Below are 14,722 nucleotides of genomic sequence, written 5' to 3' on the forward strand. Positions count from 1 at the left end.
AGGGCCGGGGAGCAATCCCCGGCCCTTTTCATGTCCGCACACATCGAAGCTGGGTTAGACGATAGGCCGCCGTATTCGGCAGTTCAGGCGAGTTCGGCTTCCAGATCGTCGGCCTTCTTGCGGCGCAACTCGATCAGTCGCACGCACCAGATCGACACCTCGTAGAGGATGACCAGCGGTATTGCGAGCATCAGCTGGCTGATCGGATCCGGCGGCGTGACCACGGCGGCGACCACTACCACGGCGACGATGGCGTAGCGGCGACCCGACGCCATGACCTTTGAGTTGATCAGCCCGGCCAGGCCCAACAGGGTCGTGACGACCGGCAACTGGAAGCACAGGCCAAAGGCCAGCAGCAGCGATGTCACCAGGCTGAGATAGTCGGAAATCTTGGTCGTCTGGGCCACGGAAATGCCGTCGCTGGCTACCTGCTGGCTCAACGAGAACAGCATGACGAAGGGCAGCATGACATAATAGACCAGCGCTCCGCCCAGGCAGAACATGACCGGCGCGGCGATCAGGAACGGCAGGAAGGCCCCGCGCTCGTTGCGATAAAGGCCCGGCGCGACGAAGCGATACATCTGCCAGGCCATGACCGGGAAGGTCAGGACGGCCGCGCCGAAGGCCGCGATCTTCATCTTGGTGAACAGCTGTTCCAGCGGCGCCGTGGCGATCAGTTGGACGACGGCGGCGCTGCCCGGCGGATAGGGTTTCAGCCCCGTCATCACCGCGATCAGTTCGAGAGGATTGGCGTGACCGCCCGACGCCATGGCCGCAGCGTGAACCGCCACCGCCGCCTGATAGGGTTTGATCAGGGCGATCTGGATCTGATTCGCGAAGGCGAAGCACAGGATGAACGCCAGGAAGAAAGCCACGACGCAGATCAGCAGTCGCCCACGCAGCTCGATCAGGTGATCCATCAAGGGCGCGCGCGACGCCTCGATCTCGGCCTCGTCACGATCAGGAGACGTCACAGGTCAGCGGCTTTCTTGCGCGGAGTCTTGGGCTTGGCGGTGGCAGGCCTTGTCTTGGCGGCCGGGGGCGCCGCCTTGGGCTTGGCCGCTGCGCGTGGCTCAGTCGTCGAGGGCTTGGCCGTCGTCGCCGGTTTCGCCTTCGCAGCGGCCCGTTTGGGCTTCGTCTCCACCATGGGCTCGACGGGCGTCGGCGTGTCGGGCCATTCGTCGGCGGCCGGCGTCATGACCGGAACCTCCGGCTCGGGCGCAGGCAGTGCGGCCGTGGGCGTCGGCGCTGTCAGTCCTGCGTTGATGTCCTTGAAGGCGGCGTCCGCCTCCGCGCCCAGGGGATACATGGCCCCCTGCCCCGTCCGCAGCGCCTCGACCTCCTTACGCAGGTCGTCCAGCTCGGACTGACGCGCCATCTCGTCGAAGCTGGAACGGAACTCGTTGGCCATGGAGCGCGCCTTGGCGACCATCTGGCCGACGCGACGCATCAGAACAGGCAGATCCTTTGGCCCCACGACAAGCAGGGCCACCAGACCGATCACCACTAATTCGAAGCCCCCGATACCGGGGCCGAGCCCGCCCATGCGTCAGCCCTTACAGACGACGACTAGCGCTTCAGCTCTTCCTTTTCCGCCTCGGTGCGCGGCAGCGAGCTGACGCCCTCGTGCGGGCCGTCCTTCTTGTCTTCGTCCTTCAGGCCGTCCTTGAACGCGCGAATGCCCTTGGCCGCGTCGCCCATGATACCTGACAGCTTGCCCCGGCCGCCAAACAGCAGCGCGACGACGACAATGACGATGGCCCAATGCCAGATGCTCATGGAGCCCATGGCTAATCTCCTCGCGGGGACCGGTCATCCGATCCCATCCACTATTCTTCGATCCGCATATAGGCGCAGTGATGGCCCCACGCCAAGGGACGCTGTAGGTCTGCGCGACCATGAGTCTCTCCGATCACGTCATCATCCACACTGACGGCGCCTGCAAGGGCAATCCGGGCCCGGGCGGCTGGGGCGCATTGCTCCAAACCGGCGGCGGTCACGAAAAGGAATTGTGGGGCGGCGAAGCCAACACCACCAACAACCGTATGGAGCTGATGGCCGCCATCATGGCGCTTGAAGCCCTGAAACGACCCTGCAAGATCGAACTGCATACCGACAGCAAATACGTCATGCAGGGAATTACCGAATGGATGCGCGGCTGGAAGGCGCGGGGCTGGCTGACCGCCGACAAGAAGCCCGTCAAGAACGCTGACCTGTGGCAACGCCTGGACACAGCCCGCCTGCGCCACGACGTCAAATGGCGGTGGGTGAAGGGTCACGCGGGTCACGAATTGAACGAGCGAGCCGATCAGCTCGCGAATCGCGGCGTGGTGGATCTGAAGAGACGTTAGACCGCCTCGACTTCCTTTTCCGGCTCAGCCGGACGCCGCCGTACGCGCGATCCGCTCATCACCGCGCCGAACAGGGCGGTGACCGCCGCGATCTGAAAACCGTGCGCCACGCCGGAGACCGGTGCCGCCGACAGCAGGAAGGCGACAACGACGGCGCCCAGCGACTGTCCAACGACGCGCGCCATGCCGAGGGTTCCGCCCGCCGCCCCTGCCCGCTCTCGCGGCGCTTCGGACAGCATGGCGCGGTTATTCGGCGACTGGAAGAAGCCGAAGCCCGCGCCGCAGACGGCCATTCTCCACACGATATCGAAATGGCTCGACTCAGCATTGAGGAAGCTCAGCGCCATCAGGCCGCAGGCGAAGACGCTCAGCCCGATCGCCCCCAAAACGCCCGCCGAGTATCGATCCGACAGATAACCGGCCAGAGGGGCTGCGAACATAGTCGCCAGCGGCCAGGGCGTCATCAACAGGCCCGTCTCGACCGCCGTCAGTCGCAGCGATCCCTGAAGAAAGAAAGGCAAGGCCACGAAGGCCATCATCTGCGCCGTGAAGGAAATGATGGAGGTCGCCACCGATAGGCTGAACATCGGCCGCGCCAGCAGGTCCAGCGGGATCAAAGGCGACGCCCGCGACCGCTCGTGGCGAATCAGCAGCACACCCGCTGCCAATCCTGCCCCAGTCAGGCCAAACCCCAACACGGCCGCCTCGCCATGCGCCAAGGATTGCAACCCGGTGATGACCAGGCCGAACGCCGCCGCATTCAACGCCGCCCCGGTCCAGTTCAGCTGGCGCTTGTGCAGCGGATTGTGCGGCAAGGTGAACCCGGCCAGCGACACGGCCAACAGCCCGATGGGTATGTTCAGCGCAAACAGCCAGCGCCAGTGCCCGACGGACAGGATGGCGCTTGCGATGGTCGGCCCGGCCGCCGCCGCCAAGGACACGATAACGGCGTTGATGCCGACAGCGCGACCCAGCAGGCTCTGTGGATAGGTGAACCGCACCAAGGCGCCGTTCACGCTCATGATGCCCGCCGCGCCAAAGCCCTGGATCACGCGAGCAAGGCTCAGCGCCTCGATGGAGTTGGCGAAGACGCAGGCGATGGACGCAAGGGTGAAGACGGCCAGCCCCGCCTGTGACACCCGTCGATAGCCGACGATCTCGCCCAGCGACGCGAGCGGCAGAAGCGCGACGACGATGGCGATCTGATAGGCGTTGACGATCCAGATCGAAGCCGCCGACGACGCCTGCAGATCCTGTGCGATGGACGGCAGGGCGACATTGGCGATGGCCCCGTCCAGGACTGCCAGGGTGATCCCCAGGCCGATGGACACGATGGCCCAATAGCGCCTAGGCGTGGGCAGACCGTCCGAAGCGGCGTTCTGGTTGGCTGTCATTCCTGACGAACGCCTCTCGGGCCGCGTCGTTTCAGACGGGGGATTGGACCGTCAATAAAGACCCGGTGATGCGCATCACCACGACGTCCTGCCCCTCCACCGGCGCTTCGCCCTCGACCTCGGCCGGCCATTCGGCGCCCGAGATGAAGACGCGGCCGCGCCCGGAAACGAATGCCTCGACCACCCGCGCCCGCTGGCCGATCAGACGGCTGTCGCGATCGTTGATGTCGGGACCGGCAGGGTTGGCCTTGGCGATCAGTCGACGAGACAAAAGCGTAGCGATCACCGTGAGAACGGCGAAGACGGCTACCTCACCGGGCAAACCCAGCCGCACGCCCGCAGCCGTCATCACCGCGACGACACCGGCCGAAACGGCGGGCCACAGCAGCCATTCGGTGGAGAACATCGCCTCGACCGCCAGCAGCAGAACCCCGATAGCCAGCCAGATCCAGAACGGCTGGCTGGTATAGAGATCAGCGAGCGACATCATCGGTCAGCGTCCTTCGATCAGGCCGAGGGTGGGACAGCGCCGCCCGCAGGGCGACGCGGCGGTGCGGGACGGACCGGCGGCGTCGTAGCGTCGCCGGAATTCTGGTTCTTGGCCAGGCCGACCATCTCGCCGATGCCGGCGATGGTGCCGACCAGGGCGCCCATTTCCGCAGGCACGATGACGGTGCGCTGCTGCGGGCTGCGGGCCAGTTCGGCGAAGGCTTCGACGTACTTTTGGGCGATGAAGTAGTTGATGGCGTTCACGTCGCCGCGCGCGATGGCTTCCGACACCATGGCGGTCGCTTTTGCTTCCGCCTGGGCTTCGCGTTCACGAGCCTCGGCGTCGCGGAAAGCGGCTTCCTTGCGGCCTTCGGCCTGAAGAATGGCGGCCTGTTTGGCGCCTTCGGCGCGCGCGATCGCGGCCTGTTTCTCGCCCTCCGCCTCAGTGATGATGGCGCGCTTTTCACGCTCCGCCTTCATCTGGCGAGCCATGGCGTTCGTGATGTCGACAGGTGGAGTAAGGTCCTTGATCTCGATCCTGTTGACCTTGACGCCCCAGGGTTCCGTCGCAGCGTCGATGACCGTCAGCAATCGCGTGTTGATCGAATCGCGTTGAAAAAGAACCTCGTCCAGTTCCATTGAACCGACGACCGTTCGCAGGTTGGTCATGCAAAGCTGGGTGATTGCGTAAGGAAGGTTCTCGACCCGGTAAGCGCCCGCCGAGGCGTTCATCACTTGAATGAACACAATCGCATCGACCTTCACCATGGCGTTGTCCTTAGTTATGACCTCTTGGGTCGGGACGTCCAGTACCTGCTCCATCATGTTCATGCGGCGACCGACCCGCTCCACGAACGGGGTCAGGAAGCCGATGCCGGGGCTCAGCGTCTTGGTGTATTTGCCGAAGCGTTCGACCGTGAATTCACGCCCTTGCGGCACGATCTTGATCACGCTGATCAAGAGCACGATGGCGAGAAGCAACACTACGCCGGCGAATATGGTGGTGACGTCCATTCAGATCCTCCCTGAGGCGGTCAGCCTACGCGCTGGACGCGAGCGGCGCCATAGAAACCGGACGAGCTGATCGAGGCTAAGGTTCGCGCTTGACCCGCCAGGCCGCCAGCCGGACGCTGACGTCACGCTCGATGTCGCCGTAGAACAGGTTGTAGGGGACGATCTTGCGCCGATCCGCCCAGCTTCCGCCGGCGGTCAGAAAGTCCGCGTCGGGTGCGCTATGCCACAGCAGGCCGCCGCGACATTCGGTCGAAATCAGTCGCCCGGTCAGGGCTGGGCGCGCCCCCCACTCCAGCCCCGTCGCATTGGTCGCCCCGCTGTGCTGGCGAGCTTCGGCGCGCGGCTGTTGCGTCGCTCCGGTCACCGGGTTGACGCAGATCGGCGCGGTCGTCAGCCCGACCAGCTCGCCCCGGTCGTTCCATTCCAACGCCCGCCGCAGCTTGCGCCGCGCCGCCGGTTCGTCGCCGTCCTCGACCGAAGACCAGGCGACGATACAGCCTGTCTCGTCCGACGCGTCGCAGGGCGCGACCCTCTGCTGGAACATCTCGCGACTGACCAAGGTCTCGATCAGATAGGCCGCAACCAGCCGATCCTTGAGCTTTGGATCGGAGCTAAGCGCGTCGCGCACCAGTAGCGCGGACAATTCGCCGCCCTGCTCGACCCCGGCGATCACGATCGGACCGGTCTGGTGATTGCGTAGCCAAATCGCGAATGCCGCCTTCACATCCCCATAGGCGAAGGCCCGCGCCTCACGCGCATCGTCGCGCAGGGTCAGCCGCGTATAGAGGCTGGCCTGGCGATAAAGCGGCGCGCTGACCTTGCCTTCCCTGGCGAACGGCGAGGCGTAGTTCGGAAGGACGACGCGACGAAGATAGGCGTTCGCCCGTGCATCATCGATGGGGCCGTTCCACTCCGCGCCGCCGTCGAAGGTGGTCGGCATGACGAAGAAGACCGACGCGCGGTCCGGCGCGCCTTCGTCCATCAACGCCCAGGACGACGCCGATCGATAATCCGGCGCGGGCGGCGGCTTGTAGGTCTGGAACGGCACCTGGGGGTCTAACCCCGCCCGCAGGATATCTCCGCTCCAGACCGCCACGGCGGCGGTTAGGACGAAGACGGCGGCGAAGCCCGCATAGCCGACCCATTGCCTGAAGGTCAGCCGGCGCATCAGCGGTAGGGATCAGAGGTGGAGAGGAAGTCCTGCACGTAACGTCGCACGCCCTCTTCCAGCGGCGTGGACTGGCCCTCGAACCCGGCGGCCCGAATCCGGTCCATCCGGGCTTCGGTGAAATACTGGTACCGGTCGCGAATGACCTCGGGCATGTCGATATATTCGATCGACGGCTCCTTGCCGGCGGCGGCGAAGGTGGCGCGCGCCAGATCGGCGAACGACCGCGCCTGACCGGACCCGGCGTTGAAGATGCCGGACACCTCGGGCGATTGCAGCAGGAACTCGATGATATCGACCACGTCGTCGACGTAGACGAAGTCGCGCAGTTGGCCGCCGTCGGGATAGTTCGGATTGTGCGACCGGAACAGGCTGACCGCCTCGCCCGCCTCGACCTTGGGCCAGATCTGGGCCACGACCGACTTCATCCCGCCCTTGTGCCCCTCGTTCGGCCCATAGACGTTGAAGAACTTCAGTCCGGCCCACTGGCGCGGCGCCTGGCCGCGACCCGATTGGCGCACGGCATGCTGATCGAACAGCATTTTTGAATATCCATAGGCGTTTAGCGGCCGAAGCTTCGACAGAGACTCCGCATCGTCGTCGTCATTGAAGCCCGTCTCACCGTCGCCGTAGGTGGCGGCCGAGGATGCGTAGATCATCCTGGCATCCCGGATCGTGCACCAGTCCCACAGGTCTCGCGACAGGGTGAAGTTCGTGCGCAGGATCAGGTCGGCGTCCGGCTCGGTCGTCGAAGAGATGGCGCCCATGTGCACGACAGCCTCGATCCGCTCGGCGTGACGCTCCAACTGTTCGAACAGTTCCTCGGGCGACCAGAAGTCGGCGATGGCGTGTTTGGCGACGTTCTTCCATTTGGCCAGGTCGGCGTTCTCCAGCCGATCGCAGACCACGACGTCATAGGCCGTCTCGGCCGTTAGGCGCGCCACGATGTTCGAGCCGATGAAGCCGGTGCCGCCGGTGACGACGATCATGCGAGGCGTCATTGCTGGGATCCTGTGGTCATCTTCTCGATCGTTCGAGTAGTCGAATAGCCATCTTTGAAATCGGCCAGCTTGACCTCTCCGCCCCAGCTCTCGACCAGATCGCCGCCGACCACGCCCTCGCGGGTATAATCCGAGCCCTTGATCAGCACATCGGGTCTCAGCCGTTCGATCAAGGCGACCGGCGTGGGATCGTCGAAACTGGTCACGCGATCAACGCTGGCCAGGCCACCGATGACGACCGCCCGGCTGTCCAGATCGTTGACCGGCCGGCCATCGCCTTTCAGCCGCTTGACCGAGGCGTCGGTGTTCAGCGCCACCACCAACCGGTCGCACCAGCTGCGCGCCTGGGCCAGATAGGCGACATGGCCCCGGTGCAGAATGTCGAAACATCCGTTGGTGAAGCCGACCTTCAGCCCCTGACGCCGCCAGGCCTCGACCTCGGCCGCCAGCTCATCCAGCGGCGTCACCTTGGCGACGGCGGCGGTGGCATGTTGGCTCAGTTCGGCCTCGATCAGTTCGGCCGGCGTGACCACGGCCGTCCCGGCCTTTCCGACCACCACGCCTGAGGCCAGGATGGCGAACTCCACCGCCGTCTCCAGCGACGCTCCGGCGCCCAGGGCCAGGCCTATGGCCGCCAGACAGGTATCCCCGGCGCCCGAGACGTCGAACACCTCGCGCGCCCGTCCAGGGAAATGCTTCACAGATTCCCCGCGCCGAGCCAGGCTCATGCCCTTGCCCGCGCGCGTCACGATCACGGCCTTTGAGGTCGTGCCGGCCAGCAGCGCCTTCAGCGCCGTTTCGACCTCGGCGTCCGTCCCGATTGGGAGGCCCGTAGCGCCGGCCAGTTCCGAAGCGTTGGGCTTGATCACATCGACCGCCCCATAGCGGGCGAAGTCTCGTCCCTTGGGATCGACCACGACCGGCGCGCCTGACGCCTTCGCCGCAGCCAAGGCCGAACCGATCAGCGCGTCGCCGACCACGCCCTTGGCATAGTCAGACAAAAGATAGACGGAAGCACCCGTAAACGCGTTGGAATTATAGATAGAAACTGGTGCAGCTTCGTCGTCCAACCGCAACAACTGCTGCCCCGCCGAGACGAACCGCGTCTTGACGATGGTCGCAGCCCCTGCGGGACGGGCCAGGGCGTCCTCGATACGCGGCTCGGCGGCGATCAGAGCGGTCAGCTCAGCGCCCGCCGCATCATCTCCGACCACGGCGCCCAGACGGGCCACACCGCCCAAGGCCGCGATGTTGCGCGCCACATTGCCGACGCCGCCGGGCATGGCGACGGTGCGGGCGGCGCGCAGCACAGGGATCGGCGCCTCGGGCGAGATGCGGCTGACCTCGCCATAGACGTAGCGGTCCAGCATCAGATCGCCGACGCAGGCGATCTTCAGGCCGCGCACGCGCTCCAGCAGGCTTTGCAGGGCGCCCAGGTCCAGGGTGTCAGACATGGGTCCGACCTAGAGGATTCAGGCGGCCTGCGCCACCGGCGCCTTGGCCCCGATCTTGATGGCCAGGTCGTCGAAGGCGATCAGTTGCGCGGCCAGGGCTTCGAACTGGTCCAGCGGCACCATGTTGGGGCCGTCAGACGGCGCATTGTCCGGATCCGGGTGCGTCTCCACGAAGACCGCATCCACGCCGACTGAGACGGCGGCGCGGGCTAGGACCGGCACGAACTCGCGCTGACCGCCCGACGACGTGCCCTGCCCGCCGGGCTGCTGCACGCTGTGGGTCGCATCGAACACGACGGGGCAGCCTATCTCACGCAGAACCGGCAGCGCCCGCATGTCGCTGACCAGGGTATTGTAGCCGAAGCTGGCGCCCCGCTCGCAGGCCATGACGTTGGGATTGCCCGCCCCGACCACCTTGGCGATGACGTTCTTCATGTCCCAGGGGGCCAGGAACTGACCCTTCTTGATGTTGATCGCCTTGCCGGTCGCGGCAGCGGCCAGCAGCAGGTCGGTCTGGCGGCTGAGGAAGGCCGGAATCTGCAGCACATCGACAACCTCGCCCACCGGACCGCACTGGGCCTCGGAGTGGACGTCGGTCAGGGTAGGCAGGCCCGTCACCTCGCGAATCTCGGCGAAGATCGGCATGGCCTCCTTCAGGCCGATACCGCGCGCGGCGCTGGCGCTGGTGCGGTTCGCCTTGTCGAAACTGGTCTTGTAGATGATCCCGACGTTCAGCCGCTCGCCGATTTCCTTCAGCGCATGGGCCGTTTCCAGTGCGTGCTGACGGCTCTCCATCTGGCAGGGACCGGCGATGAAGGCGATTCTTGCACCGCCCCCGATGACGACAGGCGTCCGAAGACCTTCGGACAACGTAATGACAGCGTTGGGTCGGCTCACGGGGCGGCTCTTTCGAAGTTCGGGTGTTGTGGAGGCGGCGTTTGCCGCAGCTATTGGGCCATCAGGTGGCGCTCTGAACGGTTGAGCGCAAGTTATCACGGAGTTCGCCCGCGTGGCCACCAAGCCTGTCATCCTCTGGTTCCGCCGCGACCTGCGCCTGCACGACAACCCTGCCCTGAACCAGGCCGCCGAGACCGGACGGCCGATCCTTCCGGTCTTCATCCTGGATCAGAGCCCCGACCGACCCACTGGCGCGGCATCGCTGTGGTGGCTCGACAAGTCGCTGAGGGCGCTCGACGCGACGCTTCAGGCGCGGGGTTCGCGGTTGATTTTGCGCAGCGGCGATTCGCTGGTCCAGCTCCAGAGCCTGATCGACGAGACCGACGCCGACGTGGTCTTCATGAACCGGCTGTTCGAACCGCAGGCGTTCGAACGCGACGCCGAAATCGCCCATGCGCTGAAAGCCGACGCCATCGACTGCCGGGGCTTCAACGGTTCCCTGCTGTGCCGGCCTGGCGCCGTGCTGAACGGCACGGGCGGTCCCTACAAGGTCTTCACCCCATTCCTGAAGGCGCTTCTGGCCAAGTCGGAGCCGCCCGCGCACACGACCGGCCTGCGCGTGATCGACACGCCAGCCGCCGTCGAGAGCGAATCGATCGACGACTGGAAACTGCATCCCACAGGACCGGACTGGTCCAAAGGCTTCGACTGGACGCCGGGCGAAGACGGCGCCTCCGCCGCCCTGTCCGACTTCATCGCCCATGGGCTGAAGACTTACGCCGTCGGCCGCGACTATCCCGACCGTCCGGCCACTAGCCGCCTGTCGCCACACCTGCACTGGGGCGAGATCAGTCCGTGGCGCGCTGTCGAGCGGGCGCGCGATGCGGCGGATACGGGCAAGGTCACTGCCGCCGAGGCCGAGAAATTCGTCGCCGAGATCGGTTGGCGCGATTTCTCCGCCCACCTGCTCCACCATTTCCCGACCATGCCCGAGTGCGCCTTCCGCCCCGAGTATGACGCCATGCCCTGGCGTGACGATCCCGAAGGGCTGGAGGCCTGGAAGCACGGCCGCACGGGCTATCCCCTGGTCGATGCCGGGATGCGACAACTGTGGGCGACCGGCTGGATGCACAATCGCGTGCGGATGGTCGTCGCCTCTTTCCTGATCAAACACCTGCTGGTCGACTGGCGCGAGGGAGAGGCCTGGTTCTGGGACACGCTGGTCGATGCCGATCTGGCCAGCAATGTGCAGAACTGGCAGTGGGTCGCCGGGTCCGGCGCCGACGCCTCGCCGTATTTCCGCATCTTCAATCCTATCGCCCAGGGCGAGAAGTTCGACGCCAAGGGCGGCTATGTCCGCCGCTGGGTTCCCGAACTGCGCGCCCTGCCCGACCGCTGGCTCCAGGCCCCCTGGACCGCTCCGGCCGAGGTGCTGCGCGACGCCGGCGTCAGGCTTGGCAAGGACTATCCCAACCCCATCTTGGATCATGGCCAAGCTCGCGCCCGCGCCCTCGACGCCCTCAAGACGGTGTCGGGACGCGGCGACGACACGACCGACCGTGATTGACGCGTAGAAAGGTTCATCATGAGTCTCGCCACGACCGACATAGAGGCCGCCGCCGCCAGGACGCCCCGCGTCTTTGCGATGCTGCTCCGCCTGCTCGCCTCCAACTGGACCTTCGGGCGCCTGACGGTGCATCTGCCCAACGGCGAGGCCCATGTGCTGGAAGGCAGACAGCCCGGCCCCAGCGGCGTGATGCACGTCAAGGATTATGGCTTCGCGCGCCGTGTCCTGGCCGCCGGCGACATCGGGTTCGCCGAGGGCTATATGGCTGGCGAATGGGACAGCCCGCATCTGCCCGCCCTGCTGGAGACTCTGGTCGATAATTACGACCACATCCGCCGCCTGTTCGACGGCAACTGGCTGATGATGGCGGTCAACTGGTTGTCGCACCGCAGCAAGCGCAACAGCCGCACAGGGTCGAAAAAGAACATCCACGCCCATTACGACCTGGGCAACGCCTTCTATCTGAACTGGCTGGACACCTCGATGACCTATTCGTCGGCGCGTTTCAGTCGCGAGGACGAGACGCTGGAAGCAGGCCAGCGCGAGAAATACGCCAGCCTGGCCCGTATGATGGACATTAAGCCCGGCATGTCGGTCTTGGAGATCGGCTGCGGGTGGGGCGGTTTCGCCGAGTTCGCCGCGCGCGAGATTGGCGCGAACGTCACCGGCATCACCATCTCGAAAGAGCAGCACGACTTCGCGCAACAACGGCTGTTCAATGCAGGTCTGGCGGATCGGGCCAAGATCGAGCTGGTTGATTACCGCGACGTCCAGGGCCAGTTCGACCGCGTCGCCTCCATCGAAATGTTCGAGGCGGTCGGCAAGGAATATTGGCCCGCCTATTTCGACAAGGTCCGCGATGTCCTCAAGCCGGGCGGTGTCGCGGGGCTGCAGATCATCACTATCCAGGATGTCCTGTTCGAGGAATACAACGCCCGCACCGACTTCATCCAAAAATATGTCTTCCCTGGCGGCATGCTGCCGTCGGAGGAGAGACTGGCGCCCGTAACTTCGGCGGCAGGCCTGTCATGGCAGGCCGTCGAGCGGTTCGGTCTCGACTATGCTTCCACTCTGAAACGCTGGGACGAGCGCTTTCAGGCAAGTTGGTCCGAAATCAGCAGGATTCCCGGTTTCGACGAGCGTTTCCGGCGGCTATGGCGCTTCTATCTCGCCTATTGCGAAGCCGGGTTCCGATCCGGCCGCACCGACGTCATCCAACTGGCCCTGTCCCGACCATGAGCTTTTTGATTTCCACCGAAGATCTCGCCATTCGTTTGGACGAGCCCGGCCTACGCATCGTGGATGGCAGTTGGCATCTGGACGGCCGGGACGCGCGTGCCGACTTTGAGCGGACCCACATTCCCGGCGCGGTTTTCTTTGATCTGGATGCCGTGTCCGACCGCGACAGCCCCCTGCCCCACATGATGCCGTCGCCGCAATCGTTCGCGGCCTCGGTCGGCGTTCTTGGAATCGGCAGCGACGACCGGATCGTCGTCTATGACACGGCCGGCCTGTTCTCGGCGGCCCGCGTCTGGTGGATGCTGAAGACGATGGGCGCCAAGCAGGTTCAAGTGCTGGACGGCGGCCTCCCGCGTTGGCTGGCGCAGGGCCGACCGGTACAGACCGGCGGGTCGAAAGCCGTCGCGACCAACTTCGAGGCCACAGAACTCGGTGAGGCCATTGCCTCGCTCAATGACGTTCGAGACGCCTTGGCCCAAGGTATCCAGGTCGTCGATGCGCGCGGCGCTGCGCGCTTCAGCGGTCAGGCCGCCGAACCCCGCCCTGGCGTGCGCAGCGGTCATATGCCGGGCGCGCTCAACTTGCCCTACGGCCGCCTGCTGAACGAGAACGGCACGATGAAGCGCGGTGCGGCCTTGGCACAAGCCTTCGTCGAGGCTGGCGTGGACATAGACCGGCCCATCGTCACCACATGCGGCTCCGGCGTCACCGCCGCCATCCTGACCCTGGGCTTGGCAGAACTGGACCGACCGTCAAAACTATACGACGGTTCATGGTCCGAATGGGGCGCCCGCTCGGACACCCCGGTCGAAACCGGCTGAGGGTCAGACCGGCGACGCCACGGGAACGACATCGTCGGCTTCGAGGGCGTCGTCCTCTTCGCCACGCGAGACCACGGTCGCCAGCACCAGATCGCCGGTGACGTTCAGGGTCGTGCGGCACATGTCCAGGAAACGATCGACGCCCAGGATCAGGCCGATCCCCTCCGGCGGCACCTTCACCATCACCAGGATCATGGCCACCACCGGCAGCGATCCGGCCGGCACACCCGCCGTGCCGATCCCGCCCAGTATGCAGACCAGCATCACGATGACCTGCTGGGTGATGGTCAGATCGACGCCGAAGAATTGGGCCAGGAACAGAACCGTCACCCCCTCGAACAGGGCCGTGCCGTTCTGGTTGGCGGTGGCGCCGACCGTCAGCACGAAGCGGGCGATCTTGCGCGGCAGCTTCAGCTCTTCCTCGGCTGCTTTCAGCGACACCGGCAGCGAGGCGTTGGACGAGGCGGTCGAGAAGGCCACCACCATCGGCTCACGCACGCCCTTGAAGAAGGCGATGGGCGAGCGCCCGCCCAGGATCCAGATCACCAGCGGATAGACCACGAACATATGGATCGCCATGGCGCCCACGGCGACACCCACATAGGCCGCCAGCCGCACCAGCAGATCCCATCCGAACAGAGCCGCCAGGTTGAACATCAGGCAGGCGATGGCGATGGGGGCCAGTTTGATGAAGAGGTTGATCAGCTTCATCGTGACTTCGAAAATGCCCTCGATCACCTGCTGAAGCCGGTCGGTCGCAGGCGACTTGGCCATCACCAGGCCGATGCCGAAGAACAGGGCGAACACCATCACCGGCAGGATCTGGTTCTCGGCTGCGGCCGTGAAGACGTTCGACGGAATCAGCTCCAGGAAGAAGTCGCCAAGCTGGATGGTCTCGGGCGCCCCGCGCACGATGCCGGCCGCGCCATCGCGGCCCTGCTCCAGCAGCTGTTGCGCCAGCACGGGATCGACGCCCCGTCCGGGTTGGAACACGTTGACCATGACCAGGCCGATCACCACAGCGATGCTGGACACCAGTATGGTCAGCACCAGGGTCTTGATCCCCGCGCGTCCCAGCGAGCTGAGATCGCCCATCTCCGCCACCCCGACCACCAGGGCCGAGAACAGCAGGGGGATGACCATCATGAACAGCAGGCGCAGGAAGATCTGACCCAACGGCCCTGTGACGTTGTCCGTCAGCCAGACGACCCAGCCCGTGTCAGCGCCCAGCGTCAGATTGACGAGGAGACCGCCGCCCAGACCCACGGCGAAACCGATCAGCATCAGCCAGTGCAGCGCGAGGCCGCCACGTTTCGTCTCGGTCATC

The 14,722-nt window shown here is 65.4% G+C and carries 15 protein-coding genes; 4 read left to right on the forward strand and 11 right to left on the reverse strand.

Features of this window, described 5'->3' with window-relative positions; translation table 11 throughout:
- Positions 1-83: 83 nt before the first annotated feature.
- From tatC to WC597_RS12800, 3 genes are read right to left on the reverse strand one after another with little or no spacing between them, the layout of a single operon-like run.
- Positions 84-974, reverse strand: a complete 891-nt coding sequence (tatC, locus tag WC597_RS12790) for a twin-arginine translocase subunit TatC (RefSeq protein WP_372693721.1) — start codon at positions 972-974, stop codon at positions 84-86.
- Positions 971-1,546 carry a Sec-independent protein translocase protein TatB gene (gene tatB / locus WC597_RS12795; protein WP_372693723.1) on the reverse strand — a complete coding sequence of 192 codons (576 nt, stop codon included), beginning with the start codon at positions 1,544-1,546 and terminating at the stop codon, positions 971-973. The genes tatC and tatB overlap by 4 nt, the downstream gene beginning before the upstream one ends.
- Positions 1,547-1,569: 23 nt before the next feature.
- Positions 1,570-1,788 (reverse strand): twin-arginine translocase TatA/TatE family subunit, encoded by a 219-nt coding sequence (locus WC597_RS12800; RefSeq protein WP_248116433.1) that lies wholly within the window; start codon positions 1,786-1,788, stop codon positions 1,570-1,572.
- 110 nt (positions 1,789-1,898) lie between these two features.
- Between WC597_RS12800 and rnhA the strand changes: the two genes are divergently transcribed.
- On the forward strand, positions 1,899-2,351 hold the full coding sequence (gene rnhA / locus WC597_RS12805) for a ribonuclease HI (protein ID WP_372693725.1): 453 nt from the start codon (positions 1,899-1,901) through the stop codon (positions 2,349-2,351).
- On the opposite strand, the gene WC597_RS12810 is transcribed toward rnhA, so the two are convergent.
- From WC597_RS12810 to kdsA, 7 genes are all read right to left on the reverse strand, one after another.
- Complete coding sequence (locus tag WC597_RS12810; RefSeq protein ID WP_372693727.1) at positions 2,348-3,745, reverse strand: MFS transporter; 1,398 nt, start codon at positions 3,743-3,745, stop codon at positions 2,348-2,350. The two genes, rnhA and WC597_RS12810, sit on opposite strands and share 4 nt — an antisense overlap.
- 31 nt (positions 3,746-3,776) lie before the next feature.
- Positions 3,777-4,235, reverse strand: a complete 459-nt coding sequence (locus WC597_RS12815; RefSeq protein WP_372693729.1) for an NfeD family protein — start codon at positions 4,233-4,235, stop codon at positions 3,777-3,779.
- A gap of 17 nt (positions 4,236-4,252) precedes the next feature.
- Positions 4,253-5,248 (reverse strand): SPFH domain-containing protein, encoded by a 996-nt coding sequence (locus WC597_RS12820; RefSeq protein WP_372693731.1) that lies wholly within the window; start codon positions 5,246-5,248, stop codon positions 4,253-4,255.
- A 76-nt stretch (positions 5,249-5,324) separates the two neighbouring features.
- A complete protein-coding gene (locus WC597_RS12825; protein WP_372693733.1) occupies positions 5,325-6,416 on the reverse strand; it encodes a DUF3089 domain-containing protein in 1,092 nt (363 codons plus the stop codon).
- Positions 6,416-7,417, reverse strand: coding sequence for an ADP-glyceromanno-heptose 6-epimerase (gene rfaD, locus WC597_RS12830; RefSeq protein ID WP_372693735.1), 1,002 nt, complete (start codon positions 7,415-7,417; stop codon positions 6,416-6,418). Before rfaD ends, WC597_RS12825 begins: the two co-directional genes overlap by 1 nt.
- Complete coding sequence (rfaE2, locus tag WC597_RS12835) at positions 7,414-8,871, reverse strand: D-glycero-beta-D-manno-heptose 1-phosphate adenylyltransferase (protein WP_372693737.1); 1,458 nt, start codon at positions 8,869-8,871, stop codon at positions 7,414-7,416. The genes rfaD and rfaE2 overlap by 4 nt, the downstream gene beginning before the upstream one ends.
- Positions 8,872-8,889: 18 nt before the next feature.
- Positions 8,890-9,768, reverse strand: a complete 879-nt coding sequence (kdsA, locus tag WC597_RS12840) for a 3-deoxy-8-phosphooctulonate synthase (RefSeq protein ID WP_372693739.1) — start codon at positions 9,766-9,768, stop codon at positions 8,890-8,892.
- A gap of 112 nt (positions 9,769-9,880) precedes the next feature.
- Here kdsA and WC597_RS12845 point away from each other — a divergent pair, with 112 nt between their 5' ends.
- Genes WC597_RS12845 through sseA form a run of 3 tightly spaced genes read left to right on the forward strand, consistent with a single transcriptional unit; the run spans position 9,881 to position 13,395 of the window.
- Positions 9,881-11,335, forward strand: a complete 1,455-nt coding sequence (locus WC597_RS12845) for a deoxyribodipyrimidine photo-lyase (RefSeq protein WP_372693741.1) — start codon at positions 9,881-9,883, stop codon at positions 11,333-11,335.
- Positions 11,336-11,353: 18 nt separating this feature from the next.
- Positions 11,354-12,574, forward strand: coding sequence for a class I SAM-dependent methyltransferase (locus tag WC597_RS12850; RefSeq protein ID WP_372693743.1), 1,221 nt, complete (start codon positions 11,354-11,356; stop codon positions 12,572-12,574).
- Complete coding sequence (gene sseA, locus WC597_RS12855; RefSeq protein ID WP_372693745.1) at positions 12,571-13,395, forward strand: 3-mercaptopyruvate sulfurtransferase; 825 nt, start codon at positions 12,571-12,573, stop codon at positions 13,393-13,395. Before WC597_RS12850 ends, sseA begins: the two co-directional genes overlap by 4 nt.
- Positions 13,396-13,398: 3 nt before the next feature.
- Here sseA and WC597_RS12860 read toward each other — a convergent pair whose 3' ends face one another.
- Complete coding sequence (locus WC597_RS12860; RefSeq protein ID WP_372693747.1) at positions 13,399-14,721, reverse strand: dicarboxylate/amino acid:cation symporter; 1,323 nt, start codon at positions 14,719-14,721, stop codon at positions 13,399-13,401.
- Position 14,722 lies beyond the last annotated feature (1 nt).

The organism is Brevundimonas sp. (assembly GCF_041648115.1).
Lineage (GTDB): Bacteria > Pseudomonadota > Alphaproteobacteria > Caulobacterales > Caulobacteraceae > Brevundimonas.